Source organism: Siccirubricoccus deserti (genome assembly GCF_014283215.1).
Taxonomy (GTDB): domain Bacteria; phylum Pseudomonadota; class Alphaproteobacteria; order Acetobacterales; family Acetobacteraceae; genus Siccirubricoccus; species Siccirubricoccus deserti.
The window spans coordinates 60,392-75,254 of the sequence record NZ_JACOMF010000006.1; the positions used below are offsets into that span (position 1 = coordinate 60,392).

The following is a 14,863-nucleotide window of genomic DNA, read 5'->3' on the forward strand; positions in this document are numbered from 1 at the left end:
GTCAGGATGCCGGCGGCCGGAGAGGGCTCCATGGAAAGCTACAACACCATTTCGAAGTGGTTCCACTGGATCACGGTCGCGCTGATGGCAGTGGCGCTGCCGGTCGGCTTCGTCATCCAGCACATCACCGACAAGGATGAGGGCGCGACCAAGCTGGTGTTCTACGCCATCCACGAATCGGCTGGGGTGACGCTGTTCGTCGTGGTGCTGCTCCGGCTGCTCTGGCGGCTGCGCCACCCGGCGCCGCCACTGCCCCCCAGCGTGCCGCGGCCGCTGCGGGCGGCCGCCGCGGCGGTGCACCATTCGCTGTATGCGCTGCTGCTGGTGCAGCCGGTCCTCGGCTTCGTGGCGACCAATGCCTGGGGCTTCCCGCTGCGGGGCGCGACCGCCTATCTCGGCTTCATCGACTTCCCGGTGGTGATGGAGAAGAACGTGGCGCTGGCCGAGGTGGTGCAGAACCTCCACACCATCATCGGCTGGTCCATACTGGCGCTGCTGGTCCTGCACATCGGCGGCGTGATCTTCCACCAGGCGATCCGCCGTGACGGGCTGCTGCTGCGGATGGTGTGAGGCGGGCGGGCGGATGGGCCCATGGGCGCCCACCGGACGGAGCGGCCCCCCCCGGCGAGCGAGCCGGTCAGAGCGGCTTCTGGGCCTTCTCCAGCAGCCGGGCAAGCAGGCCCGGCTTCTTCTTCTCCGCCGCCGGCTCCGACCGCTGCGTCTTCTCCGCCGCCGCGCGTTCCGCCGCGGACTCCTTCGCCTTCTGGTCGAGCCAGCGCTCAAGGCTCATGCCCGCCTTCTTGGCGCGTTTCGCCTCATAGGCGCGCTGGCCTTCGGTCATCTTACGGTGATCCATGGGAACTCCCTCGCCGCCGCTGATGTGCCTGGGACGCGGCGGGACGGCAAGCCGGGGCTTGCCTCGGCCAGTGATACGATTACCTATGCCCGCCATGGAACCCCGCGTGAAGGCTGGCATCTGGGTCTCGATGGCACTGCGCCTGGCCGATATCGCGGGCCGGAGCGGGGCGGTGCTGCGCCGGGGGGATCCGGATTCTGGCGGTATACTGTGTATATTACGTGGTCGCGAAGGGCTTTTGGTGCTAAGTCAGGTTCGCGACTCAGAAGGGCGGCCCGCTTGGCTCCGTGGTAGCGGTGCGGTGCCGGTCGACCAGCCGACCGCCGATGCCTACATAGAGCGCCAGGTGAAGCGTGACCCTGATCTCTGGGTGGTTGAATTCGAGGCTCCGGATCTTAGGCCTCCATTTGAGGGTCGCCTGCTCTAGCAGGGCCGGTCGGAGCGAGATCGCAATATTGTGTATGCGATCCAACGCTTCCGTGAGGTGCGTTTTTTCGCGCAATGGTTTCAAACACTATTGTTCCGGCGCCGCTCTCGGAACGTTCAGCTTCGTGCCACGTCTCAATCCCGTTGCTTTTCCAAACCCATTCTTGTCCCCGGAGGTCGTATGGCAACCCCCCGTCCTATCTTGATCGTCGAGGACGATGCCGCGCTGCGTGCGACGCTCGCGGAGCAGATCTGTCTCGAAGGTGACTTCACCGCCGATGAGGCGGAAAGCGCGAGCGAGGCGGTGCAGAAGCTCGCGAGTGCTGATGCGCATTACGATGCCATCCTGCTCGACATCGGCCTGCCCGACGGCGACGGCCGCGACCTGTGCGCCAAGCTGCGGCGCGACGGCATGAGGATGCCGGTCATCATGCTGACCGGGGCGGATGGCGAACAGGATGTGGTGCGTGGCCTTGACGCCGGCGCCAATGACTACATTGCCAAGCCGTTCCGGCTGAACGAGCTGCTGGCACGGGTCCGCGCCCAGCTCCGCGTGTTCGACAATTCGGAAGACGCGGTCTTCACCGTCGGGCCGTACATGTTCCGCCCGAGCGCGCGGCTGCTGCTGGAGCCGGCGCGGAACCGCAAGGTGCGGCTCACCGACAAGGAGAGCAACATCCTGAAGTTCCTCTATCGCGCCGGCGGAAGGCCGGTGCCGCGGCAGATCCTGCTGAACGAGGTCTGGGGCTACAACAGCGCGGTCACCACCCACACGCTGGAGACCCACATCTACCGCCTGCGGCAGAAGATCGAGCCGGACCCGTCGCGGGCGCGGCTGCTGCTGACCGAGGGTGGTGGCTACAAGCTGGACCCGGTGGCCACTTCCGCGGTCTAGGTGGATGCGAACCGGGGCGGTTCCCCCGCCTCCCCGGTGCGGACAACTTCCCACCGACGTGGCCCACGCTTCGGGCTGGCCCGCTGTTGCGGGCCACTTGCCCTGTCCGCATGGTTGCGATCTCGACGGGCAGTCCGGAGCAGTTTCACGCAGGCTGGAGACAATCTGCGTGAAACTGCCCTGGGATTCCCGCGCGCAGAGGGGTGGCCGATGTCTGGGTCGCCACCGCTCCTGGATCGGTTCCAGGATTCCGGAACCGAGGCCGAGGCCATCGCTGGCCGGCGCCTTGCGCCCGAGGCGCTGTCGCCGCTTCGACCGGCTCCACAACCTTGACACCGCCAGGAGGCTGAGGCCGGATCCGCCGGCGCATTGGGCAGGGCTTGCCGCCACGGCCGTTCATGTCGTCCGGCGGAAGGCAATCATGCGGGCCGCGGGCGGCATCGTGGATGCGAACAATCCGTTGGCGCAGGCGATGCCCTGGGTCGAGGGCGTTGCCCGCTTCGGCTTCGGCACCCCTATCGATCGGTCAGCCTGAGCTCGATCCGCCGGTTCCGTGCCAGCGCCTCCGGGCTGTCGCCGGAATCCAACGGCTGGTTGTCGCCGAAGGCGGTCGCCGCCACGCGGTTGGGCGGCAGCCCTTCCGCCATCAGCAGCTGCGCCACGGCGATGGCCCGCGCCGCCGACAGCTCCCAGTTGCTGGCGAAGCGGGCGCTGCGGATCGGGATGCGATCGGCATGGCCATCCACCCGCAGCAGCCAGTTCACGTCGCGCGGGATGCGCGCCGACAGCTCCTGCAGCACCCGGGCGATCTCGCGGATCTGGCTCTGGCCGGCGGCCGACAGATCGGCGCTGCCGGGCGGGAACAGCACCTCGGACTGGAAGACGAAGCGGTCACCGACGATCCGCACCTCCGGCCGGTCGCCCAGCACGTCGCGCAGCCGGCCGAAGAAGTCGCTGCGGTAGCGCTGCAGCTCCTCGACCCGTGCCGCCAGCGCCGCGTTCAGCCGGGTGCCGAGGGCGGAGATCTGCGCATCCTTGTCGCGGCCGCTGGCCTCGGCGATGTCGAGGGCGGCGGCGACGCGGGAGATCTGGGCGCGCAGCTCCTCGATCTGCCGGGTCAGCAGCGCCACCTGGGCGCGGGCGCTTTCGGCCAGCCGTGTTTGCTCACCGACGGCGCGCTCGGCGGCGGCGCGGCGTTCGGCCTCGGTGCTGGCGGCGGCCTCGGCGGTACTGCGGCGCTGCGCCTCGTCGCCGGCACGGCGTGCCGCCTCGGCCGCCTGGCGCTCCATCTGGTCGCGCATGGCGGAGAGGGCACGGATCTGCTCGGACAGCCGGGCGATGTCGGAGAGCCGGGCCTCGATGGTGGCGCGGTCCGCCTGCACCTGGCGGTCGAGCGCGGCCACTTCCGCCCGCATGGCGGCGAGCTGGCGCTGGGTCTCGGTCAGCCGGGCCTGGGCCTCGGCCAGCAGGCGGTTGACGCCCTCCAGTTCGCGCCGCGACGTCTCCACCGCGCCGCGGCTTTCCGCCAGCTGCGCCTCGGCCTGGGCCCGGGCGGCGCGTTCGGCGGCGAGGTTGCGGCCGGTCTCGGTCAGCCGGCGGACGGTCTGCGCGGCATCGCCGCCGGCCGCCTCGGCCCGGCGAAGCGCCTCGGCCAATTGGGATTCTAGGGTCGCCATCCGCTCCGCGCTGCCGCGGCTTGCGAGGTCGAGATCGGTCAGCCGGGCGGTCAGCCGGTCACGCTCGGCCCGCACCGTGTCGCGGTCGGCGCTGAGCTGGTCGCGTTCCTCCCGCGTCTCGCGCAATTGGGCGGCGAGGGTGTCGCGGGCGGTCGCCGCGCTGCGCAGCTCCTCGGCGGTGCGGGAGAGGGCGCTGCGCAGTTCCCCGGCCTGACCACGCTCCAGCGCCAGCATCTCGGCGAGCTCCGCGACCTGGCGGTTCAGCCGGTCCAGCGCCCGGTCGCGGGAGGAGAGCGCGACCGAGAGGAAGCCCTGGGCCAGGACGAAGACCAGCAGGACGAAGATGATGACCATGAGCAGGGTGGACAGCGCGTCCACATAGCCTGGCCAGGCATCCAGCCCACCACCCCGCTGCCGCCGGCTGCCGAGGCGCGCCATCGGCTAGCGTGGTGCCTCTTCGGAGAGCGCCGCGCCACCGGCCTGTCTGCGAGCTGGTGTCCCATTGCCAAGGATCGCGGTGCCCGGCGTGCAACGGGTCATCGCGGCGCCTCTTCGGAAAGCGCCGCGATCGTCCGCGCGACCAGCTTGATCTCGCTGCGCAGCTCCGCCGTGCTCTGGGCGCGGCCCTGGGTCACCTCCTCCAGCAGCCGGGCGAGGTAGATCTCGGAGTTCCGCAGATGGCCACGGGTCGCCTCGTCGATGGCGGGGTTGGCCTGGACCTCGGCCAGCCGCTGCAGCACCGGGCCGAGCGCCGCCTGCTGCTCGGCGACGCGCAGCATCAGCGACTGGCCGGCGCGCATCTGGTCGGTCAGCACCGAGAGCTTCTCGGTCAAGGTCATCATCGCCTGGCCACTGGCGGCGCGGCCTTCCTCGCCGCGCGCCAGGATGCGCTGGAGGCCTTCGAGGTTCTCCGCCGTCTGCTCCAGCAGCGCCTGGACATAGGCCGGGACGCTGCCGCCCTCGCTGCCGGCATCGCCGAGCACGCCGGAGGAGAGTCGGGTGATCCCCGCCAGCCATTCCTCCAGCTCGTTGTAGAAGCGGTTCTGCGCCTGGCCGGCGGTGAGGTCGAGGAAGCCCAGCACCAGCGCCCCGGCGAGGCCGAGCATGGAAGCGGAGAAGGCCGTGCCCATGCCCTTCAGCGGCTGGGCGAGGCCGGTCTTCAGCTGGTTGAACAGCTGGTTCACGTCGCCCGAGCCGACCGACATGTCGTTGATGACATCGGCCACCGAGGCGATGGTCAGCAGCAGTCCCCAGAAGGTGCCGAGCAGGCCGAGGAAGATCAGCAGCCCGGTCATGTAGCGCGACAACTCGCGGCTCTCGTCGAGCCGCGAGGCGATGCCGTCCAGCACGCTGCGCATCGCCGGGGCGGAGAGGCTGAGCCGGTCCGAGCGCCGGGCAGCGAACATGCTGGCCATCGGCCCGAGCAGCCGCGGCAGCGCCTGGGCCGGGGCGCCGAGCTTCGGCTGGCGGAAATTCTCCAGCCAATCCACCTCCGGCCGCAGGATCAGCACCTGCCGCAGGTTCCAGCCGATGCCGATCAGCATCACCCCGAGAATGAGGCTGTTGAGGATCGGGTTGCTGACGAAGGCATGCATCAGGGTCGGCGCCAGCAGCACGGCGAAGCCGAAAACCGCGGCGAGGAAGCCCAGCATGCGCCAGAGGAAGCGGAGCGGCGGGGTCATCGGCTGGCCATCACCTTGTCCCTTTGCTGGCTTCGGGCGGCTGGATATCGGCGCTGTCGAGCCGATCCTCGGTGTGGCCCAGCGGCCGGATGTCGATGCGGGTGGGCGGCAGCCCGCCTTCCGCCAGCGCCTGCTTCACCGCCAGCCCACGCGCCAGGCTGAGCCGCCGTGCGGTGGAGACATCCTCCGGCCCGCTGGCCTGGGCGAGGATGACGACGCGTCCCTCGGTCGCGGCGGCGAGGCGGTGACCGAGCTTGTGCAGCGCCGCCGCCGCAGCTTCCGGCACCGCCTCGGTCCCGGGCGGGAAGCGGAGGCGCCAGCCGCCCTGGGGCAAGGTCTCCATTCCAGGCGGCAGACGAAGCGGCACGCTGGCCGGCGGCGCGGCTGGCGGCATGGGCCCGGGCCGGTCGGGCAGGCGGGCCGGTTCGGGCGGCGCCGGTGCCGGATCGGGCGGCACCGCCTCCACCTGCGCCAGCGCGGGGAGCGGCGACAGCAGGGCGGCGAGCAGCAGGGTGCGGCGGCGTGGCTGGGTCACAGGGCGCAACCTAGAGCAAACGCCACCGCGCTGGACACCCCGCCGGTGAAATTCGCTGCCGGGCCGGAACGCTGCGGCGCCGGCAGGCGGCGCGCACTGCCAGGCGCTTCAGTCCTGCGGCCGGGCGCGGGCGGAGGCGACAGTGGTCATGCCCTCCACCACCACGTCCCGCAGCTTGCCGTGCAGCGCCTGGTTGCCGGCGACGACATTGCCCTCGGCATAGGGGTCGCCGCCCTCGGGATCGGTGACGAAGCCGCCGGCCTCCCGGACCATGATCAGCCCGGCCGCCATGTCCCACTTCTTGATGCCGAGTTCCCAGTAGCCGTCGTAGCGGCCGGCGGCGACCCAGGCGAGGTCGAGCGCGGCGGCGCCGAAGCGGCGGACGCCGGCGACCTGTGGCATCACCCGGGCCAGGATCTGGCTGAACTCCGCCTTGCGGGGGACGCCGGCGAAGGGGATGCCGGTGGCGAAGACGGCCTGCTGCATGTCGCGGCGGCCGGAGACGCGCAGCCGCTTGTCGTTGAGGAAGGCGCCGACGCCCTTCTCCGCCCAGAACAACTCATCCGCCGCCGGGTTGTAGATGACGCCGGCCATGATCTCGGTCCGCTCGGCGTCGATCCGCTTCTCGATGCCGACGCTGACGCACCAGTGCGGGATGCCGTGCAGGAAGTTGGTGGTGCCATCGAGCGGATCGACCACCCAGCGCCATTCCCAGTCGTCGCTGCCGTGGCTGCCGCTTTCCTCCATCAGGAAGGCGAAGTTCGGGCGGGCGCGGGAGAGGTCGGTGCGCAGCGTCTCCTCCGCCCGGAAGTCGGCCTGGGAGACGAAATCGCCCGGGCCCTTCATCGAGACCTGGAGCTGCTCCACTTCGCCGAAGTCGCGCAGCAGGCGCTTGCCGGCCTTCTGCACCGCGGCGACGACGACATTGAGGGCGGGGGAGAGGCGGGGGGATTGGGCCATGATGATCCGTGATGTGGCTATGGCCGGGTGCCGGTACATCTGCCTCGGCGCGGGCCGGGGCGGGATGTCCGGCCACGATCCGCCGGGCCGGTCTACCGGGCGCCGGCATGGCAGGCGCCAGGGCCGGACCTGTGGACCGCCCGCCGGGGCAGGGCGCCGGCCCGGCGCCGAAGGGCGTGAGGCGGCCGGTGTTCGGGCCGGCTACTTCGCGCGCTCGACGTAGGAGGCATCCTCGGTCTTCACCACCACCCGCTCACCAGTGGTGACGAAGGGCGGCACCATGGTCTTGACGCCGTTGGAGAGCAGAGCCGGCTTGTAGGAGGAGGCGGCGGTCTGCCCCTTCACCACCGGATCGGCCTCGACCACTTCCAGCGTGACCTGTTCCGGCAGGGTCATCGCCACCGGCTCGCCTTCAATGAGGCGGACGTTGACGGTCATGTTCTCCACCAGGAAGGGCAGGCGGTCGCCGAGAATATCCTTGGAGACGGTGGTCTGCTCATAGGTCTCGGGGTCCATCAGGACCAGGCTGTCGCCGTCGGCGTAGGAGTAGGTGAACTCCTTGTCCTCGGTCATCAGCCGCTCGACCACATCCGCGGTGCGCCAACGCTGGTCCTTCTTGGACCCCGTCTTGATGTTGCGCATGTCCACCTGGATGATGGCGTTGCCCTTCCCCGGGATCATGATGTTCTGCTTGAGGATGGTGTAGCGCTGGCCTTCGAATTCGATGACCATGCCGGCACGCATCTGATTGGCCTGCATCTTTGCCATGGGGGCGACCTGTCCGGGTGGAGGTGAATGAGCGGGCGCCGCGGCAGGGGTGCCGGGCGCGGGTGGCTGGGGTTTAGGCGGGACGGGGCCGGGAGGGAAGGGGGAAGGCCGTTCCGGCGCGGGCGGCCCTGCATGCGAGGGCCACCCATGCTATATAGACCCGGCGATACGAACCCCTGGCCTCGGCATGCCCGCCCCCGCGCACAACCCTTGGACCGAAGCCGACTTCTTCGCCTGGCTCGCCCGCCAGGACCGCCGCCACGAGCTGGTGGACGGCCAGCCGCGCGCCATGGTGGGTGCCACCCAGCGGCATGACCGCATTGTCACCAACCTGCTGATCGCCCTGGGCACGAGGCTGCGCGGCTCACCCTGCCGGACTGGCACCAGCGACACCGCCATCCGCATCCCAAATCGGAACATCCGCTATCCGGACGCCGCGGTGGATTGTGGCCGATTCGAGGAAACCGCCCGGGCGGCGACCGAACCGACCCTGGTGGCGGAGGTGGCGTCGCCTTCCACCGCCGAATTCGACCAAACCGAGAAGCTGGAGGAGTACCGCACCGTGCCGAGCCTGCGGCACATCCTGATGATCGACCCGGAACAGCCTCGGCTCCGCCTCCATACCCGGGGCGAGGATGGCCATTGGACCTCTGCGCCGCACGCCGGGCTGGAGACCGAGGTGGCGCTGCCGGCGCTCGGCATCACCCTGCCGCTGGCGGAGCTTTACGAGGGGCTTGGCTTCCGCCCACAGCCAAGGCTGGTGCTGCCGGAGTAGGGTCCGCGCCCCTAAACTCACGCCGGTCCAGGGGACGCCCGCTCCTTGGTAGGTGGGGTTTGGGGAGGACAGCGTCCTCCCCCAGGAGGTCAGCCCAGAGCCGGCCCCAACGGTACCTTCCCGCCCCCCCCCGGCGTCTCCTGCACATAGGTCGGCCAGGCCAGCCCGCTCACCCGCCCGCGCAGCGCCCGCAGCAGCGCCAGCCCTTCCTCAACCGGCACATGGAACCGCGCCGTCCCCGGCGCCGGGTCCAGCTGGTGCAGGTAATAGGGCTTCACCCGCGCCCGCAGCATGGCGCGGAACAGCGCCTCCAGCGCCTCGGCGCTGTCATTCACCCCGCGCAGCAGCACGCTCTGGCCCAGCAGCACCACCCCGGCCCGGTGCAGCCGGCCGAGCGCCGCCCGGGCCGACGGGGTGAACTCCCGCGCATGGTTGGCGTGGACGCAGAGGTACAGCGGCTTCTCCAGCTCCAGCGCCGCCGCCAGCGCCGGGGTCACCAGCCCGGGGGCGGCGACGGGCACCCGGCTGTGGATGCGCAGCAGCTCGATATGCGGCAGCGCCGCCAGCCGTTGCAGGATGGTGCCGAGCCGGCGGGCGGAGAGCATCAGCGGGTCGCCGCCGGTCAGGATCGCCTCCCGCACCGCGGGGGTGCGGGCGAACCAGTCGAGCGCCGCCTCAAGCTGCGCCTCGGTCAGCAGCCCGCCGTCGGGGCCCACCGCCTCCCGCCGGAAGCAGAAGCGGCAATAGACCGGGCAGGCCAGCAGCGGCTTCAGCAGCGCCCGGTCGGGGTAGCGGTGGACCACGCCGGGCAGCGGGGTGAAGGGGGCATCGGCGGTGGGGTCGGCCTGCTCATGCGGCGCGGTCACCAGCTCATCCGGGTGGGGCAGGTATTGGCGGGCAATCGGGTCGGCCGGGTCGGCCGGGTCGATCAGCGCGGCGACGCCGGGGGTGACGGCGATGCTGTAGCGGGTGCTGACCGCCGTCACGCCGGCCATCGCCGCTTCCGGCAGCAGCCCGGCGGCGTGCAGGTCTTCGGCGCTGCGGAGGGTGCGGGCGAGGGGTGGGCGAGGGGGGGTGCCATCGGGCATGGTCCGGCGGAGCTAGTCCCGAAGGTTGCCCGACGCAATGCCGCCCTCCGCTTCATCTCGTGGTTCCTCCTCCGGGCCGACCCCGCTCTGGCACCCGGAAAGCCTGGCCGGAAGGCTGCCCTTCCTCCGCCGCCGCGCCGCCCTGACCGCGGCGACCCGCGACTTCTTCACCAGCCGCGGCTTCACCGAGGTGGAGACCCCCTGCCTGGTGCCGGTGCCGGGCATGGAGGTGCATCTGCACGCCTTCCGCAGCGAATACGTCCCGCATCTCGGCGCCGGGGAACGGCGGGTGATGTGGCTGCGGACCTCACCCGAACTGGCCTTGAAGCGCCTGCTGGTGGCCGGCGCCGGCCCGGTGTTCGAACTGGCGCGGGTCTGGCGCAATGGCGAAGCCAGCCCGCGCCATGCCCCGGAATTCACCATGCTGGAATGGTACGCGCCCGGGCTGGGGCTGGCCGGGCTGATGGACCAGACGGAGGATTTCGTCCGCGCCGTCTGCCCGCCCGTCGTCGCCCATGCCGGGGTCGCGACCGCGCTGACCCTGCCCTTCGAGCGGCTGACCATGGCCGAGGCCTTCGCGCGCTGGTGCGGCGGGCTCGACATCCTCGGCACCGTCACCCCGGAGGGCGCCGGCGATAGTGCGGCATTGCGTGGGGCAGCGGCCGCCATCGGCACCCCGCCGCGCGAGGGCGAGGGGTGGGAGGATCTGTTCTTCCGCCTGCTGCTGGAACGGGTGGAGCCGCAACTCGGCCGCGACCGCGCCACCTTCCTGACCCACTGGCCAACACCCCAGGCGGCGCTGGCCCGGCGCGACCCCGCCGACCCCCGCGCGGCGCTGCGGTTCGAGCTCTTCGCCGCCGGGCTGGAACTCGCCAACGCCTTCGACGAGCTGACCGACCCGGCCGAGCAGCGCGCCCGCTTCATCGCCGATGTGGCGGAACGCCGTGCCCGCTACGGCGCGGAAGGCTGGGATGTGGACGAGGATTTCCTCGCCGCGCTGGAACACGGCATGCCCGCCGGCAGCGGCATCGCCCTGGGCTTCGACCGGCTGGCGATGCTCGCCAGCGGCGCCCGCGGCATCGGCGACGTGCTGTGGCTGCCCTCGCTGCCCTGACCGCCTCCGGCAGCGCCAGGGCGGGGCTGGCGAGGGACGCCAAGGTCGCCACCTGGCAACAGGCGCGGGGGGCGTGGTCCTCCACCCCTTCCTCCTGGCCGGGTATCAGCGTCGTGTTGGACACCCCCCTGTCTTCGCCACCAGTGCCAGGGCCGGCACGGTCTCCACCCGGTAAGGCCGGGAAGCCCTACCCGGCACTCTCCGGGGCCGGTGCCGAGCCGCGGTTCGCGCGACAGCAGGCGCGGCGGGGGAGCCATGCCGGCGCTCCCCCTTAGCCGCGATGGGTGTTGATGCCCCCTGTGGCGGCCGGGCGCTGGCCGCCCTTCAGGTGTTCTGGGCTGCCCTTCGGCCCATGCGCCTGGGCCCGGCTGCCATGCGGGCCGCTGTCATCGGGCCGGCCGAAGGCGGCACCGGCATCCGGGTCAAGCGCCAGGCGCCGCGCCAGCTCCGCCTCCTCCACCATCGCATCCTGCGCCTGCGCGGCGGGCAGGGAGAGGCGCACCTGCCCGCCTTCGAGCCCTGCCACCAGCTTGCGCGGCAGCCAGCGGTGCTGACCATCCTCGCCGCGCATCAGCTTGATGTATTCGCCCTCGATGCCATCCGCCGCCCCAACCGGGCGGCCATCGCTGCCGATGATCGGGGTGTGGTCCGGGATCTCGCCATGGGCGAGGTCTGCTGCATTGGCCATGGGAGCCTCCTACCGTTCTGCCCGGGAGAACGGCGGGGCCGGGGGGCGGTTCAGCCGCCGGCCTCGGCCTTCCGCAACCGGTCCAGCATCGCCGGCGCCTGTTCCCGCGGCAGGAAGTAGAAGATGAAGACATAGGGATCGGAGGCGGCGAAGACCGTCGGGTCGGGGCTGGCGACCTGCATGGTGGCCGGGTCGAACTCGGCCATCGGCCGCCACCTGCCCCAGGATTCCCAGAAGCCGTCATAGCCGAGCGCGTCAAGGAAGGCCGGCACGTTGCGGGTGCTGCCGGGGCGGTGGCGTTCCTCGATCTCGATCGAGAGCACCGGCCGGCAGCGCCGCAGCGTCTCCGCCGCGCCGCGCAGCACCTCGTACTCCGCCCCTTCGGCGTCCAGCTTCACCGCGGTGAGGTCGGTCAGGGCGAATTCGTCCAGCCGGCGCAGCGGCACGGCGAGGCGCCGCTCGGCGACGCGCGGGCCATGGCCGGCGTAGCCCTTGGCGGTGCTCGCCCATTGCTCGTTCGCCACGCCATCCACCACCGGGATGCGAAGGTCGATCTCGCCGGTTGCGTCGCCCAGCGCCTCCTGCCGCAGGGTCACGTTCGGCGCCGCGCCGACCGCCGCGCGCAGCCGGGCGAAGGCGGCCGGCAGCGGCTCGAAGGCCAGCACGCGGGAGGCAGGGAGGGTGGCGAAGGGCAGGGTGAAGGCGCCGTCATGCGCGCCGACGTCGAGCAGCGTGCCTGGCCGGTGCAGGGTCCGGTGGAAGCCGAGCTCGTCCATGCGGCGTCAGGCCGTGGCCCGCAGCACGCGGTAGCGCCCGGTCTCGATCTGCGCCCCGGCGACAATGCCGGTGACGGCGCTGCCGCCATCGAGGTTCAGACGGTCCTGATGCAGCACATGCGGGTCGTCGAGCCCGGTGAAGCCGTGCTGCTTCTTCGGCGGCGTGTGGCCATGCACCACGATCCGCCCGCCGAAGCCGCCGGCCCAGTCGAGGAAACCACCGGTAATCCAGGCCCAGTGCCTCGGCCGCGCCGCCAGATTGTCCCAGGGCAGCGTCAGGAAGGCTGCCGCATCCTGCGTCGGGTCGAGGCCGGCATGGACGAAGAGCAGGTTTCCCACCGCCAGATGCGAGCGCAGCGCCTGCAGCCGGCCCATCACCGCCTCGCCCAGCGCCTGGCGCAGCAGCGTGGCGTCGGGCGCCGCCGCTGGCCGGCTGGCGGCGGTGCGCAGCTCCGCCAGCATGGTGTCGCCGCTGAGCGAGAGCCACAGCGCCCGCACCGCCTCGTCCTCCGCCAGCAGCATGAGCTGCTCGTGGTTGCCCATCAGCCGGTCGACGCGGGGGATGCCGGGGGCGGGCTGGTCCTCGGCCCAGCGGCGCAGCGCGCCGATGCTGTCCGGCCCGCGGTCCACCAAGTCGCCGAGGAAGACCAGCCGCGGCGCCGCCGTGTTCCGGGCCAGCCCGGCGATGCCATCCAGCATCAGCGCAAGCTGCTTCACGCAGCCGTGGACATCGCCGATGGCGAAGAGGGTCTCGCCGGCGGTTTCGGTGGGGGCGGTGATCCAGGGGCCGGGGGTGAAGCTCATCGGGCGATGATCCTGCCTTGCCAGGCCGCCACCATGCCACCCCAAACCGTCGGATTGCCTCCGAAGCGGGCGGCGGTGAAGCCGCCGGCGGTTCCGAATTCAAGCTCCGTCAGCAGCCTCTGCGATGGCGGCGTTCATCGCCCGCACCCCGGCGGCGGGTCCCTCCGGGTGGTTCCACACCGCGCCCACCACGGCAATGAAATCCGCCCCTGCCCGCACCAGCGGCCCGCAATTGGCGGCGGTGATGCCGCCGATGGCGACGCTCGGCACGGTGAAGACCTCCGACCACCATTCCAGCAGTTCGACCGGAGCGCGATGCGTCGCCTCCTTGGTCGTGGTCGGGAAGAAGGCGCCGAAGGCGACGTAATCGGCCCCCAGCTCGCCGGCCTGCATCGCCAGGTGGCGGTTGTCGTGGCAGGTGATGCCGAGGATCCGCCCCTTCAGCAGCCGGCGCGCCCCGGCATGGTCACCGTCCTGCTGGCCGAGATGGGCGCCGTCGCAGCCCATTTCGGCTGCCAGGGCGGCGTCATCGTTCAGCAGGAAGGCAACGTCGCGCGCCTGGGCGATGGGCATCAGCGCCTCGATCGCCCGTTGCACCGCGTCGCGCGGCGCATCCTTCAGCCGGAGTTGCAGGCAGCCGACATCGCCGGCATCGAGCGCGGCGGCCAAGTGGTCGGCAAAGCCCGGCGGCAGCACGGGCGGGGTGACGAGGTAGAGGCGGCAGGGATCTTCCATGCCGGCTATCTCGCGCCTGGGGACCGGTTTGGGAAGCGGTCGGCGTAGGGCGTCAGGGCTGCGGCCCTAGCCACCGGCTGCCGCCTTGGGCGGCAGCCGGTGCAGGATCTCAACTCTTGTAGACGCCGATGATGCTCTCCAGCAGCGCCAGCGCCTCGGCCTTCGGCCGCTGGAAGGTGTTGCGGCCGATGATGCTGCCGTTGCCGCCGCCCTGGTGGATGCCCTTCGCCATATCGACCATCGCTTGGGTGGTGCCGGCCTCGCCGCCCGAGAACACCACCAGCCGGCGGCCGTTGAAGCAGGCCTGGACCACATGGGCGATGCGGCCGGCCAGGGTGTCGATCCCCGCCACCGGCTGCTTCTCATAGGTCTTCTTCGCGGCGTCGAGGCTGATCGCCTCGGTCGGCGGCTTCACCTTGATGATGTGGGCGCCGAGCAGCGCCGCCATGTGCGCGGCATAGGCGCAGATGTCGAGCGCGGTCTCGCCGGTCTTGTCCAGCATCGGGCCGCGCGGATAGCTCCACACCACCACGGCGAGGCCGGCGGCCTTGGCCTCCTCGGCCATCTCGCGCAGCTCTTCCATCATCTCGAACTGGTATTCGCTGCTCGGGTAGATGGTGAAGCCGATCGCCGAGCAGCCCAGTCGCAGCGCGTCGCTGACGCTGCCGGTCACGGCCTGGTCCTTGGTGGTGGACAGGCTGTTGCTGCTGTTGACCTTCAGGATGGTCGGGATGGCGCCGGCGAAGCTGGCGGCGCCGGCCTCGATCATGCCGAGCGGCGCGGCATAGGCGTTCAGCCCGGCCTCGATCGCCAACTCGAAATGGTAGCGCGGGTCATAGGCGGCGGGGTTGGGCGCGAAGCTGCGGGCCGGGCCGTGCTCGAAGCCCTGGTCGACCGGCAGGATCACCATGCGGCCGGTGCCGCCCAGCTTCCCCTCCATCAGGATGCGGGCGAGGTTGGCCTTGGTCCCCGGGTTGTCGCTTTCGTACCAGGAGAGAATCTCCTGCACCTTCGGCGTCAGCTTCATCAGGGAGCCCTTTCCTGGCATCGGGTTCTGTGTTGTCGCCGTGTAGCGCGGGGCCGCG

General features: G+C 71.2%; 17 protein-coding genes. 5 read left to right on the forward strand and 12 right to left on the reverse strand.

The annotated features are described in order from the left end of the window. Positions 1–30 precede the first annotated feature (30 nt). Complete coding sequence (locus tag H7965_RS07380; RefSeq protein WP_186769924.1) at positions 31–570, forward strand: cytochrome b; 540 nt, start codon at positions 31–33, stop codon at positions 568–570. A 67-nt stretch (positions 571–637) separates the two neighbouring features. Here the strand turns inward: H7965_RS07380 and H7965_RS07385 are convergent, their stop codons facing one another. Continuing rightward, positions 638–856 (reverse strand): hypothetical protein, encoded by a 219-nt coding sequence (locus H7965_RS07385; protein WP_186769925.1) that lies wholly within the window; start codon positions 854–856, stop codon positions 638–640. Between the two features lie 94 nt (positions 857–950). Here H7965_RS07385 and H7965_RS07390 point away from each other — a divergent pair, with 94 nt between their 5' ends. After that, positions 951–1,283 carry a DUF1491 family protein gene (locus tag H7965_RS07390; RefSeq protein ID WP_186770056.1) on the forward strand — a complete coding sequence of 111 codons (333 nt, stop codon included), beginning with the start codon at positions 951–953 and terminating at the stop codon, positions 1,281–1,283. A 180-nt stretch (positions 1,284–1,463) separates the two neighbouring features. Then, positions 1,464–2,177 (forward strand): response regulator transcription factor, encoded by a 714-nt coding sequence (locus tag H7965_RS07395; protein WP_186769926.1) that lies wholly within the window; start codon positions 1,464–1,466, stop codon positions 2,175–2,177. A gap of 515 nt (positions 2,178–2,692) precedes the next feature. Here the strand turns inward: H7965_RS07395 and H7965_RS07400 are convergent. The 5 genes from H7965_RS07400 to efp form a co-directional block, all read right to left on the reverse strand. Beyond that, complete coding sequence (locus H7965_RS07400) at positions 2,693–4,291, reverse strand: peptidoglycan -binding protein (protein WP_186769927.1); 1,599 nt, start codon at positions 4,289–4,291, stop codon at positions 2,693–2,695. A 98-nt stretch (positions 4,292–4,389) separates the two neighbouring features. Next, on the reverse strand, positions 4,390–5,535 hold the full coding sequence (locus H7965_RS07405) for a flagellar motor protein MotA (protein WP_186769928.1): 1,146 nt from the start codon (positions 5,533–5,535) through the stop codon (positions 4,390–4,392). 10 nt (positions 5,536–5,545) lie between these two features. Further along, positions 5,546–6,070, reverse strand: a complete 525-nt coding sequence (locus H7965_RS07410) for an OmpA family protein (RefSeq protein WP_186769929.1) — start codon at positions 6,068–6,070, stop codon at positions 5,546–5,548. Positions 6,071–6,178: 108 nt separating this feature from the next. Beyond that, positions 6,179–7,030, reverse strand: coding sequence for an inositol monophosphatase family protein (locus tag H7965_RS07415; protein WP_186769930.1), 852 nt, complete (start codon positions 7,028–7,030; stop codon positions 6,179–6,181). A 201-nt stretch (positions 7,031–7,231) separates the two neighbouring features. Further along, positions 7,232–7,798, reverse strand: coding sequence for an elongation factor P (gene efp, locus H7965_RS07420; protein WP_186769931.1), 567 nt, complete (start codon positions 7,796–7,798; stop codon positions 7,232–7,234). Positions 7,799–7,985: 187 nt separating this feature from the next. Here efp and H7965_RS07425 point away from each other — a divergent pair, with 187 nt between their 5' ends. Further along, positions 7,986–8,573, forward strand: a complete 588-nt coding sequence (locus tag H7965_RS07425; RefSeq protein ID WP_186769932.1) for a Uma2 family endonuclease — start codon at positions 7,986–7,988, stop codon at positions 8,571–8,573. Positions 8,574–8,662: 89 nt separating this feature from the next. On the opposite strand, the gene H7965_RS07430 is transcribed toward H7965_RS07425, so the two are convergent. Further along, entirely contained in the window at positions 8,663–9,661 is a 999-nt protein-coding gene (locus H7965_RS07430; RefSeq protein ID WP_186769933.1) for a lysine-2,3-aminomutase-like protein, read from the reverse strand. Positions 9,662–9,698: 37 nt separating this feature from the next. On the opposite strand from H7965_RS07430, the gene epmA reads away from it, so the two are divergent. Then, a complete protein-coding gene (gene epmA, locus H7965_RS07435; protein ID WP_186769934.1) occupies positions 9,699–10,775 on the forward strand; it encodes an EF-P lysine aminoacylase EpmA in 1,077 nt (358 codons plus the stop codon). A gap of 271 nt (positions 10,776–11,046) precedes the next feature. On the opposite strand, the gene H7965_RS07440 is transcribed toward epmA, so the two are convergent. The 5 genes from H7965_RS07440 to H7965_RS07460 all read right to left on the reverse strand — a co-directional run bounded on the left by H7965_RS07440 (position 11,047) and on the right by H7965_RS07460 (position 14,805). After that, positions 11,047–11,463, reverse strand: a complete 417-nt coding sequence (locus H7965_RS07440) for a DUF2171 domain-containing protein (protein ID WP_186769935.1) — start codon at positions 11,461–11,463, stop codon at positions 11,047–11,049. A gap of 50 nt (positions 11,464–11,513) precedes the next feature. Further along, positions 11,514–12,239, reverse strand: coding sequence for an FkbM family methyltransferase (locus H7965_RS07445; RefSeq protein WP_186769936.1), 726 nt, complete (start codon positions 12,237–12,239; stop codon positions 11,514–11,516). Positions 12,240–12,245: 6 nt separating this feature from the next. Further along, positions 12,246–13,043, reverse strand: a complete 798-nt coding sequence (locus H7965_RS07450) for a metallophosphoesterase (RefSeq protein ID WP_186769937.1) — start codon at positions 13,041–13,043, stop codon at positions 12,246–12,248. A gap of 99 nt (positions 13,044–13,142) precedes the next feature. Continuing rightward, on the reverse strand, positions 13,143–13,778 hold the full coding sequence (gene thiE, locus H7965_RS07455) for a thiamine phosphate synthase (protein ID WP_186769938.1): 636 nt from the start codon (positions 13,776–13,778) through the stop codon (positions 13,143–13,145). Between the two features lie 109 nt (positions 13,779–13,887). Then, on the reverse strand, positions 13,888–14,805 hold the full coding sequence (locus H7965_RS07460) for a class I fructose-bisphosphate aldolase (RefSeq protein WP_186769939.1): 918 nt from the start codon (positions 14,803–14,805) through the stop codon (positions 13,888–13,890). Positions 14,806–14,863 lie beyond the last annotated feature (58 nt).

What these genes read in the sequence shown, in the direction of transcription:
- H7965_RS07380 (WP_186769924.1), top strand. Translation starts at nt 31, where the DNA reads ATGGAAAGCTACAACACCATTTCGAAGTGGTTCCACTGGATCACGGTC.
- H7965_RS07385 (WP_186769925.1), bottom strand. Translation starts at nt 856, where the DNA reads ATGGATCACCGTAAGATGACCGAAGGCCAGCGCGCCTATGAGGCGAAA.
- H7965_RS07390 (WP_186770056.1), top strand. Translation starts at nt 951, where the DNA reads ATGGAACCCCGCGTGAAGGCTGGCATCTGGGTCTCGATGGCACTGCGC.
- H7965_RS07395 (WP_186769926.1), top strand. Translation starts at nt 1,464, where the DNA reads ATGGCAACCCCCCGTCCTATCTTGATCGTCGAGGACGATGCCGCGCTG.
- H7965_RS07400 (WP_186769927.1), bottom strand. Translation starts at nt 4,291, where the DNA reads ATGGCGCGCCTCGGCAGCCGGCGGCAGCGGGGTGGTGGGCTGGATGCC.
- H7965_RS07405 (WP_186769928.1), bottom strand. Translation starts at nt 5,535, where the DNA reads ATGACCCCGCCGCTCCGCTTCCTCTGGCGCATGCTGGGCTTCCTCGCC.
- H7965_RS07415 (WP_186769930.1), bottom strand. Translation starts at nt 7,030, where the DNA reads ATGGCCCAATCCCCCCGCCTCTCCCCCGCCCTCAATGTCGTCGTCGCC.
- efp (WP_186769931.1), bottom strand. Translation starts at nt 7,798, where the DNA reads ATGGCAAAGATGCAGGCCAATCAGATGCGTGCCGGCATGGTCATCGAA.
- H7965_RS07425 (WP_186769932.1), top strand. Translation starts at nt 7,986, where the DNA reads ATGCCCGCCCCCGCGCACAACCCTTGGACCGAAGCCGACTTCTTCGCC.
- H7965_RS07430 (WP_186769933.1), bottom strand. Translation starts at nt 9,661, where the DNA reads ATGCCCGATGGCACCCCCCCTCGCCCACCCCTCGCCCGCACCCTCCGC.
- epmA (WP_186769934.1), top strand. Translation starts at nt 9,699, where the DNA reads ATGCCGCCCTCCGCTTCATCTCGTGGTTCCTCCTCCGGGCCGACCCCG.
- H7965_RS07440 (WP_186769935.1), bottom strand. Translation starts at nt 11,463, where the DNA reads ATGGCCAATGCAGCAGACCTCGCCCATGGCGAGATCCCGGACCACACC.
- H7965_RS07445 (WP_186769936.1), bottom strand. Translation starts at nt 12,239, where the DNA reads ATGGACGAGCTCGGCTTCCACCGGACCCTGCACCGGCCAGGCACGCTG.
- H7965_RS07450 (WP_186769937.1), bottom strand. Translation starts at nt 13,043, where the DNA reads ATGAGCTTCACCCCCGGCCCCTGGATCACCGCCCCCACCGAAACCGCC.
- thiE (WP_186769938.1), bottom strand. Translation starts at nt 13,778, where the DNA reads ATGGAAGATCCCTGCCGCCTCTACCTCGTCACCCCGCCCGTGCTGCCG.
- H7965_RS07460 (WP_186769939.1), bottom strand. Translation starts at nt 14,805, where the DNA reads ATGAAGCTGACGCCGAAGGTGCAGGAGATTCTCTCCTGGTACGAAAGC.